Here is a 366-nt window from a genome sequence, read left to right as displayed (position 1 = left end):
GCGACCGTAACCATTACGGTGACGGCGGTGGATGACACGCCAACGGCGACCGATGACAGCAATACGGTGGCAGAATACGGCTCGATTACCGGCGCTTCGGTTGCGGGTAACGACACCTTAGGCGGTGACGGCGGCGACTTAGCGACCGCGTTCAGCTTGGATACCGACGTGTCTAACGGCACCTTGACCTTCAATGCTGACGGCAGTTACGACTACAGCCCGGATGCGAACTTCAACGGCACCGACAGCTTCTCTTACATCATCACCGATGCTGATGGCGACACGGACATCGCGACCGTAACCATTACGGTGACGGCGGTGGATGACACGCCAACGGCGACCGATGACAGCAAGACGGTGGCAGAA

At 59.0% G+C, this 366-nt stretch carries 1 protein-coding gene; it reads left to right on the top strand.

Annotated elements, in window-relative coordinates; translation table 11 throughout:
* Positions 1 to 366: Ig-like domain-containing protein (locus tag GJS41_RS11365; protein ID WP_195758389.1), on the top strand; the 366-nt coding region annotated here is incomplete at both ends.

Source organism: Kangiella sp. HZ709, from assembly GCF_009674675.1.
Lineage (GTDB): Bacteria > Pseudomonadota > Gammaproteobacteria > Enterobacterales > Kangiellaceae > Kangiella.
This window is presented reverse-complemented; position numbering and strand designations above follow the sequence as displayed.